Annotated in this window: 13 protein-coding genes; 8 read left to right on the top strand and 5 right to left on the bottom strand. The window is 68.1% G+C overall.

What is annotated here, in order from left to right; translation table 11 throughout:
* Positions 1 to 41 precede the first annotated feature (41 nt).
* The gene (locus tag ACO2SS_RS08535; RefSeq protein ID WP_423277197.1) at positions 42 to 338 is read left to right on the top strand and encodes a hypothetical protein; all 297 of its coding nucleotides are present in this window, start codon (positions 42 to 44) and stop codon (positions 336 to 338) included.
* A gap of 17 nt (positions 339 to 355) precedes the next feature.
* Here the strand turns inward: ACO2SS_RS08535 and aroQ are convergent, their stop codons facing one another.
* Positions 356 to 787 (bottom strand): type II 3-dehydroquinate dehydratase, encoded by a 432-nt coding sequence (gene aroQ, locus ACO2SS_RS08530; protein ID WP_423277196.1) that lies wholly within the window; start codon positions 785 to 787, stop codon positions 356 to 358.
* 78 nt (positions 788 to 865) lie between these two features.
* A complete protein-coding gene (locus tag ACO2SS_RS08525) occupies positions 866 to 1,651 on the bottom strand; it encodes an enoyl-CoA hydratase/isomerase family protein (RefSeq protein ID WP_423277195.1) in 786 nt (261 codons plus the stop codon).
* 163 nt (positions 1,652 to 1,814) lie between these two features.
* On the opposite strand from ACO2SS_RS08525, the gene ACO2SS_RS08520 reads away from it, so the two are divergent.
* Genes ACO2SS_RS08520 through ACO2SS_RS08505 form a run of 4 tightly spaced genes read left to right on the top strand, consistent with a single transcriptional unit; the run spans position 1,815 to position 4,513 of the window.
* A complete protein-coding gene (locus ACO2SS_RS08520) occupies positions 1,815 to 2,246 on the top strand; it encodes a DUF2948 family protein (RefSeq protein WP_423277194.1) in 432 nt (143 codons plus the stop codon).
* A complete protein-coding gene (gene hisD, locus ACO2SS_RS08515) occupies positions 2,246 to 3,538 on the top strand; it encodes a histidinol dehydrogenase (RefSeq protein WP_423277193.1) in 1,293 nt (430 codons plus the stop codon). The genes ACO2SS_RS08520 and hisD overlap by 1 nt, the downstream gene beginning before the upstream one ends.
* Before the next feature lie 4 nt (positions 3,539 to 3,542).
* A complete protein-coding gene (locus tag ACO2SS_RS08510; protein ID WP_423277192.1) occupies positions 3,543 to 4,034 on the top strand; it encodes a UPF0262 family protein in 492 nt (163 codons plus the stop codon).
* A gap of 2 nt (positions 4,035 to 4,036) precedes the next feature.
* Entirely contained in the window at positions 4,037 to 4,513 is a 477-nt protein-coding gene (locus ACO2SS_RS08505; RefSeq protein WP_423277191.1) for a low molecular weight phosphatase family protein, read from the top strand.
* On the opposite strand, the gene ACO2SS_RS08500 is transcribed toward ACO2SS_RS08505, so the two are convergent.
* Entirely contained in the window at positions 4,497 to 4,817 is a 321-nt protein-coding gene (locus ACO2SS_RS08500) for an AzlD family protein (RefSeq protein ID WP_423277190.1), read from the bottom strand. The two genes, ACO2SS_RS08505 and ACO2SS_RS08500, sit on opposite strands and share 17 nt — an antisense overlap.
* On the bottom strand, positions 4,804 to 5,526 hold the full coding sequence (locus ACO2SS_RS08495; RefSeq protein WP_423277189.1) for an AzlC family ABC transporter permease: 723 nt from the start codon (positions 5,524 to 5,526) through the stop codon (positions 4,804 to 4,806). Before ACO2SS_RS08495 ends, ACO2SS_RS08500 begins: the two co-directional genes overlap by 14 nt.
* A 96-nt stretch (positions 5,527 to 5,622) precedes the next feature.
* On the opposite strand from ACO2SS_RS08495, the gene ACO2SS_RS08490 reads away from it, so the two are divergent.
* Complete coding sequence (locus tag ACO2SS_RS08490; RefSeq protein ID WP_423277188.1) at positions 5,623 to 6,198, top strand: 4'-phosphopantetheinyl transferase family protein; 576 nt, start codon at positions 5,623 to 5,625, stop codon at positions 6,196 to 6,198.
* A 69-nt stretch (positions 6,199 to 6,267) separates the two neighbouring features.
* On the opposite strand, the gene ACO2SS_RS08485 is transcribed toward ACO2SS_RS08490, so the two are convergent.
* Positions 6,268 to 6,924 (bottom strand): glutathione S-transferase family protein, encoded by a 657-nt coding sequence (locus ACO2SS_RS08485; protein ID WP_423277187.1) that lies wholly within the window; start codon positions 6,922 to 6,924, stop codon positions 6,268 to 6,270.
* 110 nt (positions 6,925 to 7,034) lie between these two features.
* On the opposite strand from ACO2SS_RS08485, the gene ACO2SS_RS08480 reads away from it, so the two are divergent.
* Together ACO2SS_RS08480 and ACO2SS_RS08475 are read left to right on the top strand one after the other, a co-directional pair.
* Positions 7,035 to 8,249: a polyhydroxyalkanoate depolymerase gene (locus ACO2SS_RS08480; RefSeq protein ID WP_423277186.1), complete on the top strand. Its 1,215-nt coding sequence runs from the start codon at positions 7,035 to 7,037 to the stop codon at positions 8,247 to 8,249.
* Positions 8,250 to 8,317: 68 nt separating this feature from the next.
* A partial coding sequence (locus ACO2SS_RS08475; RefSeq protein WP_423277185.1) for an NAD(P)-dependent oxidoreductase occupies positions 8,318 to 8,927 on the top strand: 610 nt, incomplete at its 3' end.

Below are 8,927 nucleotides of genomic sequence, written 5' to 3'. Positions count from 1 at the left end.
CAAAACATGAACATATGGCGAGGAGAACGACGGAGGAGCTGATGTTCGGTTTGCTTCAGGCCCGGGGCGGAGAGACGGTGACGGCAAGGCTGGCCGTCCGCACGGCCCGCCGGCTCGACCAGGTGGATACGGGGGAGCTTCTAGACCGGATCGGCTCGCTGCGCGAGGAAATCGCGCGGGTGCGGCACGAGCTCGGGCGGGAGGGCGTCCCGGAGGCGACCCTCGGCGCGCTCACCTCGGCCCTCGACCACACGACGCGGCTGATCACGGGCGGTGAGCACCACGCGGCGCGGGGGACTGCAATGAGTTCCGCCATCCTGGCGCGCCGCTACGCGTGAGCCGCGCGGCCGGGGGATCAATCCCGCGGGGCGAGATGCGCTTCGAGGGCCAACTCGTAGGAGAGAGGTCCGAACCCCGCGATGACTCCCCGGCAAACGGCCGTGATGAAGGACTTGTGCCGAAACGGCTCGCGCGCATGGGTGTTCGAGAGGTGGATCTCGATCGTCTCCGCCTTGGCGCCGGAAATCGCGTCGCGCAACGCGACCGACGTGTGGGTGTAGGCGCCGGCGTTGAGAATCACGCCCGCGTCTTCCGAACCGGCCTCCTGGATCCAGGTGACAAGCTCGCCCTCGTGGTTCGATTGCCGGAAGACGATCTCGGCCCGACCGCCAGCGCGCGCCTTCAGCCGCTCCTCGATATCGGCAAGGCTCAGCGTGCCGTAGATCCCCGGCTCGCGCGTCCCGAGCAGGTTCAGGTTCGGGCCGTTGAGGACGAAGATGCGGCGCATGAGGGGATCCGGGGGAGGGCAGGCGATTCTCGTCGTGCCGATAGCCGTTCCCGCCCCCTCGCGCCACCAGCCTCTCGCTCAGCGACCCGCGAATGCAGGCTTGCGCTTCTCCAGGAAGGCCCGCCTTCCCTCGTCGAAGTCCTCCGAGGTGAAGAGCACCGCCTGTGCGTCGGCCTCCGCGCGGAGCATCTCCTCGAGGTCGCGCGGCATCCGGGAGAGCAGCGCCTTGGTGTAGCCGTTCGACAGGGGAGACACGGCCGCCAGTTCGTGGGCGATCGCGACCGCCTCGGCGACCGCCTGGCCCGGATCGGCAAGGACTTCTGCGATCCCCCAACGCTCCGCCTCCTCGGCCCCGAATGTCTGGCCGCGGAGCATGATGTGCTTAGCCCGGCCAAGGCCCATCCGCAGGGGGAGCGTCCAGACCGCGCCGAGGTCGGGCATGAGGCCGATCTTGTTGAAGGAGCAGCCGAATTTCGCCGTCCGTGACGCCACGACGATGTCGCAGGCGGCTGCGAGCGACAGGCCGGCCCCGAAGGCATAGCCCTCGACTGCTGCGATGACCGGCTTCTCGCCCGTCACGAGCAGCCGGATCAGGCGATGGACGTTCGCCAGGCGCTCCCGCCCGCTCACGCCAGTCACGCCCTCCATGCTCGAAAGGTCGCCCCCGGAAGAGAAGTTGCCCTCTGCGCCGCACAGCACGACAGCCCGGACCGCCGTATCGGCCATCGCGGCCGTGAGCGCGTCGATGAGCGCGGCGCGCAGCGGCAGCGAGAGCGCGTTCCGCCGCTGTGGATAGTTCATCGTGAGGATCAGGACGGGTCCGTCGCGGTCCTCCCTCAGGATGGCGGTCTCTTCGCTGCTCATCGGCCTCTCGTCTCTCTCGTCGGGGGCCTCAAGGGCCGGCCCGTCCGTGCACGGCTCCGCGCGTGGTAGCGGATCAGGCGCCTGGGTAACAGCAGCGCTGGCCCGTTGCGGGGGGACGAGCGCGTAGCTATCTGGCCTTCAAAGAAACAACACGGTGGTCCTCATGGAGCCTTTGAAGCTCGCCGCCTTCGACTCGGACGATCTCGCGATCGTTTCCACCCACCTCCAAGACGCCGTGATCCGCGTCGGTGACCTGACCTTTCTGCCCGAGAAGCGGCGTTTCGCGCTTGTCGGGCGCCGGTTCGACTGGGAGGCCGCCGACAGGGAGCCCCGACGACGCCTGACGGGCTGCCATTTCGACCGTGTGCTTGCCGTCAAGGTGCGCGGTATCGACCGCGGCCGGCCGGACGAGGTGCTGAACCTCCTCGCGATCACCTTCGAACCCGCCGATCCGCCCTCCGGGGCCGCCATCTTGCATTTCGCGGGGGGGGCCTGCATCCGCCTTGAGCTGGAATGCATCGAGGCGTTGATGAAGGATCTTGGCCCGGTTTGGGCAGCGGAGAAGCGACCCGTCCACGACGTGGAGAGCGCCTGATGGCGCAGCGGCTTGACGCTGCGCAGCCGGATTTCGCGCAGGCCTTCGCGGCCCTCCTTGGTGCGAAGCGCGAGGTTGCGGAGGACGTCGACAAGGCGGTCGCGGCCATTATTGCGGACGTCGTCAGCCGCGGCGACGACGCGCTCGTCGAGCTGACCCGCCGTTTCGACCGGCACGAGGTCACCCGGGAGATGCTGCGCGTCTCCGAGGCCGAACTCGACCGCGCGCTTGCGGCGTCGGACGGGGAAGCCCTTGATGCCCTGCGTCTCGCGGCGACCCGTATCGAAACCTACCATGCGAGGCAGATCCCGCCCGACCACGATTCCACGGACGACGCGGGCGTGCGCCTCGGCTGGCGCTGGACCGCAGTAGAGGCCGCAGGCCTCTACGTTCCCGGCGGAACCGCCAGCTATCCGTCCTCCGTCCTGATGAACGCGATCCCGGCCAAGGTGGCGGGGGTCGAGCGGGTCGTCATGGTCGTGCCGACGCCGGATGGCGTCGTCAATCCGTTGGTGCTGGCGGCCGCGCGGATCGCCGGCGTGGACGAGGTGTACCGGATAGGCGGCGCCCAGGCGGTCGCGGCGCTGGCCTACGGGACGCAGACGATCGCCCCGGTTGCCAAGATCGTCGGCCCAGGGAACGCTTACGTGGCCGCCGCAAAGCGGCGCGTCTTCGGTCAGGTCGGGATCGACATGATAGCAGGTCCGTCGGAGGTGCTCATCCTGGCGGATCGGCACGCGAACCCGGAATGGCTCGCCGCCGACCTGCTCGCCCAGGCCGAGCACGACACCGCGGCGCAATCCATCCTGATCACGGATTCGGCCGAACTCGCCGACGAGGTCGAGCGAGCTGTCGAGCGCCAACTCGCCGCGCTGCCGCGGGTCGCGATCGCGGGCGCGAGCTGGCGGGATTTCGGCGCGATCATCCTGGTTTCGGACCTCGAGAGCGCTCTGCCGCTTGTCGACAGGATCGCGCCGGAGCACCTCGAGATCGAGGCCGAGCATGCGGATGCGCTCGCCGCCCGGGTTCGCAATGCGGGCTCGATCTTCCTCGGCTCGCATACGCCCGAGGCAATGGGAGACTATGTCGCCGGTCCGAACCACGTCCTGCCGACTGCTCGTTCAGCCCGCTTCTCCTCGGGGCTGGGCGTGATCGATTTCATGAAGCGCACCTCGTTCCTGCGCTGCGATCCTCGCTCGCTCGCGCATCTCGGGCCGGCCGCCATAGCGCTCGCCCGCGCGGAGGGCCTCGATGCCCATGCGCGCTCGATCGCCATTCGGCTGGGGCAATAAGACGATGAGCGAGGCGGCGAAGCAGGAGAGGAAGAACCGCCTCATCGCCGTGACGCTCGACGAGTCCTCCATCGGTCGGGGCAACCCGGACCAGGAGCACGAACGCGCCATCGCGATCTACGACATCGTCGAGGAAAATACCTTCGGCGTGCCGGATCACGACAACGGCCCGTATACGCTTCACCTCGCGATCGTGGAAAAGAAGCTCGCCTTCGAGGTGAAGGCGGCCGATGGCTCTGGCTGCCTCACCCATTACCTGTCGCTCACGCCGCTCAAGCGGGTGATCAAGGATTACGAGTTCATCTGCGACAGCTACTACAAGGCGATCCGGTCCGCTTCTCCCGCCCAGATCGAGGCGATCGATATGGGCCGGCGAGGGCTCCACAACGAGGCCTCGGAACTCCTCGTGCAGCGCCTCGACGGCAAGGTGGAGATCGACTTCGACACGGCGCGCCGCCTCTTCACGCTGATCTACGCCCTTCACTGGAAGGGTTGAGATTGGCCGATCATCCGCCGCCTTTCCCAGGCGACGTACCCCGTCGCAAGGTCCAGTCCGTCCTCTTCGTCTGCGCGCACAACTCCGTCCGCTCCCCGATGGCGGAGGCGTTGGCGCGTCACTATTTCGGCAAATCGATCTACGTTCAGTCGGCAGGCATCCGGGCGGGCGAGCGCGATGCCTTCGCGGTCGCGGCCCTTGACGAGGTCGGCATAGACGGCTCCAGGCACAAGCCGCGCACGCTGGCCGAGCTCGAGGAGTGGGAGGGGCTCAATTTCGACCTCGTCATCTCGCTCTCGCCCGAGGCGCACCATGCGGCGCTCGAACTGACGCGGACGCTCGCCTGCGATGTGGAGTACTGGCCGACTGCCGACCCGACGATCGTCCAGGGCTCGCGCGACCAAATCATGGATGCCTATCGCGACACGCGCGACGGCCTGTCCTTCCGGATCCGGATGCGCCTCAGATCGGAGCCATGAACCTGATCGCGGCCACGATCCCGAGGCCGCTGAACAGGGCGACCACCTCGTTCCGGGTCAGGGCCATCACGATGACCCCCGCTAGGATGCCGGCAATGGCATCGTAGCCGGAGCGCGCCGCGATCGGGAGGACGGTCGCGGCGACGATCGAGCCGGGAAGCGCGGTAAGGGCGCGCTGCACCGCCGGCGTCAGCCTCACCCGGCTCATCAGGACAACGCCGGAAACGCGGCAGAGATAGGTGGCGATCGCCATGCCGAGGATCGCAAGCGCTGATCCGTATGCCGCGAGGTCAGGCGGGATCACGGCGCAGAGCTCCGGCCAGGGCGCCAGCGAGCGCACCCGCGACGATGAAGAGATAGCCTGGCACGACGGCTTGGACGACGATGCCGACCACACCCGCGACTGCCCAGGGAAGCGCCGAGACCGCGAGACCTCGCCATAGGGGCACGGCCATAGCGGCGAAGAAGATCGGCATCACGAGGTCGAGCGCATAGCGGCGCGGCTCTGCCACGAGCGAGCCGGCGAGATAGCCGGGGATGGTTCCGCCGACCCAGATCAGCCAGCTCGTGAAGCCCGCGCCGAACAGGACACCCAGGTCCCGTCCTCCTCCGTCGCGGTAGCGCGTCGCCAGGATCCAACTCGCATCCACCAGGAAGAAGAGGCCGAACGCCGTCCGGACCGGAGGGGCACCGCGAAGCCATGGCTGAAGGGCCGCTCCCATCAGGAGGAAGCGCGCATTCACGGCGGCGGTGACGATCGCGATCGTCAGCAGGGCGGCCGCCGTCCAGGTGGGCTGCCATACCTCGAGCGAGACCATCTGGGCCGCGCCGGCATAGACCAAGGCGCTCATGGCGGTGGCCTCGCCAAGGCTCATGCCGCGGTTGGCGGAGGCGGCCCCGAAGGCAAGCGCGTAGACGACAAGGCCCGGCAGCACAGGCACGAGGAGGCGCGCGCCCAGCAGGAAGCCGCTCCAGGTCAGGGTCGGGCGTGAGGAGGGAGAGGGGTCGGGCACGGAGGAGCTCCGGATGCGCCCGTTTGGGTCGCTCGTCAACGAGGATGAAGGTTTCGGGGCCCTCGCCTCGGGGCGCGGCGCCGGCTAAGCGCAACCATGCGGCTGATCGGACATCCGGACGAATGGGCGGGCGAGCTCGCGGCCGTGCTCGTCGCGCCGGCGGTCAGCCCGGAGGTACGACGCCTCGTGCTTCGCCAACTCGTCAGCAGGGTCGCCGGCTGCGCCATGGAGGACGTCCGGATCGTGCACGCCCCCGGAAGGGCGCCGGTCCTGGTCGAGCCTCGCGGTCTGGTTCTTTCCTCCGCCAGCCGCGATGGTGTGGCGGCCGTGGCGGTCGGACGCGGGCCGCTCGGCGTGGATATCGAGGCCGTCGAGCCTGGGAGGGAACCGCCCTGGAACGTCCTGCACGAGCGGGAACGAGCCCTTCTGGCGAGGCTGTCCGACGGCGAGCGGGAGCGTGAATTCGCGCGGATCTGGGCCGCGAAGGAGGCCTATCTCAAGGCGATCGGGCTGGGCCTAGCCCGAGAGCCGGCGGGCTTCGCGATCCTGCCGGGGGAGGGTGGCACGTGCCGCGCCGAAGACCCAGAGCGGCCCGGAAGTGCCAGGATCTGGACCGCGCTCCTGTCCCAGAACGCCCGGCAATTCGCGGTGGCACTGGCGGAACTTGGGTGACGAGAGCTGGGACTGCCGTACTGGGATCAAGTCATGCCGGGATCCTGTGATGCGGCAGGCCAGCGAGGCTCAGAACTCCATGTCGAGTTCTTCGATCTCGTCCGGTTCGGCGAGAGCGGCCTCGGTCCATTCACGCATCAACTGCCATGCCATGACATGGTCGCGGTAGGTCGCGCATTCCTCCGACAACGCGACGCCATAGGTCACGAAGCGCGTGCAGACGGGTGCGTACATGGCGTCGGCAAGCGTCGGCCGGTCCCCGAAGAGCCAGGGCCCGCCATATCGCGCGAGGCACTCCCGCCAGATCGTGGTGACCCGCTCGATGTCGAAGGCGGCGCCGCCCCAGATCTTGAAGTTCTCGTGCCGGGCCTTGAGGTTCATCGGCAGCGAGGAGCGCAGGTTGATGAAGCCGCCATGCATCTCGCCCGAGATCGACCAGCACCAGGCGCGCGCGGCTGCGTCTTCGGGCAGGAGGCGTGCATCCGGCCTGATCTCGTTGACGTAGGTCGCAATAGCCAGAGTATCCCAGACGCGGATCCCGCCATGGGTCAGTCGCGGCACGAGGAAGGAAGGCGACAGGTGCAGGAGCTCGGCCCGGCTCGACGGGTCGGTGCCCGAAAGCAGCTCCGTCGCAAAGTCGAGCCCTGCCATCCGGCAGACGAGCCAGCCGCGCAGCGACCACGACGAGTAGTTCCGGCTCGAGATGGTGAGCGTTGCCTCGGTCATGGCTCCCAGCGTCCTTTCGCGCGTCCGCTCCTGTACAGAAGCATCTCGCAGCGCAGCAAACAATCGTCTAGCCTTGCTCCGAGGATGTTCAGCCGGAGCGCGGGCCGCAATTGCTTTATCACGCCTATGAGATCGGGTCGGACGTGGCCCACGGCATGCGCAGCTGGGGCCGCGCCGTGCAGCGCGCCTGGTCTCCTTGGATGGACGCCGGTTACGGCCAGCCGGCCACTTGGCTGACGGCCGCGGGCGAGATGCTGACGCGGGCGGGGCTCACCCATGACCGGCCCGGCTATGGAATCGGCTCGGTCACGGTCGGGAATCGCGACGTGCCCGTCACGGAGGAGCCCGCCTGCGTCACGCCTTTCGGCACGCTGACCCATTTCCGCAAGGACCTCGACCAGCCGCAGCCGCGGGTGCTCGTCGTGGCGCCGCTGTCCGGCCACTTCGGCACGCTCCTGCGCCATACGGTGCGAACGCTCCTCGCCGACCATGACGTCTTCATCACCGATTGGACGAATGCCCGGGACGTGCCCCTGTCCGAAGGCGCGTTCGGGTTCGACGACTATGTCGACCATGTGGTCCGCTTCCTCGAGGAGATGGGGCCGGGGAGTCACGTGGTCGCCGTGTGCCAGCCGGCCGTGCAGGCGCTCGCGGCAGCCGCCGTGATGAACGAGACCAAGAATCCCTGCGCTCCCGCCTCAATGACGCTGATGGCCGGCCCGGTGGACACGAGCGTCAATCCGACCAAGGTCAACGAGCTGGCGATGGGGCGGCCGATCACCTGGTTCGAGCGAAACCTCATCGCCACCGTGCCCGATCGCCATGCCGGCGCCGGCCGCCGCGTCTATCCGGGCTTCGTCCAGCTCTTCGCCTTCATGTCGATGAATGCCGACAGGCACATGAAGGGTCATCTCGACCTGTACTGGCATCTGGTCCGGGGCGAGGCCGCGAAGGCCCTGCAGATCAAGACCTTCTACGACGAGTATTTCGCCGTTCTGGACCTTGCGGCCGAGTTCTATCTCGAGACGGTCGAGCGCGTCTTCCAGCGGAACCTTCTCGCCCAGAACCAGCTCCCCTATCGCGGCCGCACGCTCGACATGCGGGCGATCCGGCGGACAGCGCTCATGACCGTGGAAGGGGAGCGCGACGACATCTGCTCCGTCGGCCAGACGGTCGCGGCCCACGAGCTCTGCACGGGGCTAAGGCCCTACATGAAGCGCCACCACCTCCAGGCCGGCGTCGGACATTATGGCGTCTTCTCGGGCCGGAAATGGGAAGGGCAGGTCTATCCCCTGGTCCGCAACTTCATCCAGGCGAACAATTGAGGGCCGCACCGCGCGGGCTTAGGAGAGTCTAGCGGGACGCAGATCGCGCCGCCGCGTGGAGCCGGACCATGCGCATCGCGGTGCTCGACGACTACCAGGACGCCTTTCGACATCATCCGCGTTTCCCTGCGCTGGCCGGGCATGAGGTCACGACGTTCGCCGACAGCGTGAGGGATCCCGATGCGCTCGCTGAGCGCCTCGCTCCCTTCGACGCCCTCGTCATGATCCAGCAGCGGACAGCGCTGCCAGGCGCGGTGATCGCCCGGCTTCCGCACCTGAAGTTCATCAGCCAGACCGGGCGCAACACATACCATCTCGACCTCAAGGCCTGTGCCAAGGCGGGTATCGACGTCTCGGCCGCCGGAGCGGGGGATCCGAGTTCGACCGCCGAACTCACCTGGGGGCTGGTTCTCGCCGCTCTTCGCCACATCCCGGAAGAAGCCGGCCGGCTCCGTGCCGGGCAGTGGCAGGCGACCCTCGGCACGCAGCTCAAGGGCAAGGTCCTGGGCGTCTACGGCTATGGCCGGATCGGCCGGCTCGTCGCGGGCTACGGCCGGGCCTTCGGGATGCGCGTCCTCTGCTTAGGTCGCGAGGGTTCGCTGGAGCGGGCGAAGGCGGATGGTTTCGAGGTGCCCTCGGGCCGCGGCGCCTTCTTTTCCGCCTGCGACGTGATCTGCC

Source organism: Enterovirga sp. CN4-39 (genome assembly GCF_049446235.1).
In the GTDB taxonomy this organism is placed as follows: Bacteria; Pseudomonadota; Alphaproteobacteria; order Rhizobiales; family Beijerinckiaceae; genus Enterovirga.
The sequence above is the reverse complement of the archived record's forward strand: the minus strand, read 5'-3'. Positions and strand labels throughout refer to the sequence as shown.

Excerpts from the sequence above, each read along its gene's own strand:
- ACO2SS_RS08525 (WP_423277195.1), bottom strand. The coding sequence starts at position 1,651 with ATGAGCAGCGAAGAGACCGCCATCCTGAGGGAGGACCGCGACGGACCC.
- ACO2SS_RS08485 (WP_423277187.1), bottom strand. The coding sequence starts at position 6,924 with ATGACCGAGGCAACGCTCACCATCTCGAGCCGGAACTACTCGTCGTGG.
- ACO2SS_RS08520 (WP_423277194.1), top strand. The coding sequence starts at position 1,815 with ATGGAGCCTTTGAAGCTCGCCGCCTTCGACTCGGACGATCTCGCGATC.
- ACO2SS_RS08535 (WP_423277197.1), top strand. The coding sequence starts at position 42 with ATGTTCGGTTTGCTTCAGGCCCGGGGCGGAGAGACGGTGACGGCAAGG.
- ACO2SS_RS08490 (WP_423277188.1), top strand. The coding sequence starts at position 5,623 with ATGCGGCTGATCGGACATCCGGACGAATGGGCGGGCGAGCTCGCGGCC.
- aroQ (WP_423277196.1), bottom strand. The coding sequence starts at position 787 with ATGCGCCGCATCTTCGTCCTCAACGGCCCGAACCTGAACCTGCTCGGG.
- hisD (WP_423277193.1), top strand. The coding sequence starts at position 2,246 with ATGGCGCAGCGGCTTGACGCTGCGCAGCCGGATTTCGCGCAGGCCTTC.
- ACO2SS_RS08510 (WP_423277192.1), top strand. The coding sequence starts at position 3,543 with ATGAGCGAGGCGGCGAAGCAGGAGAGGAAGAACCGCCTCATCGCCGTG.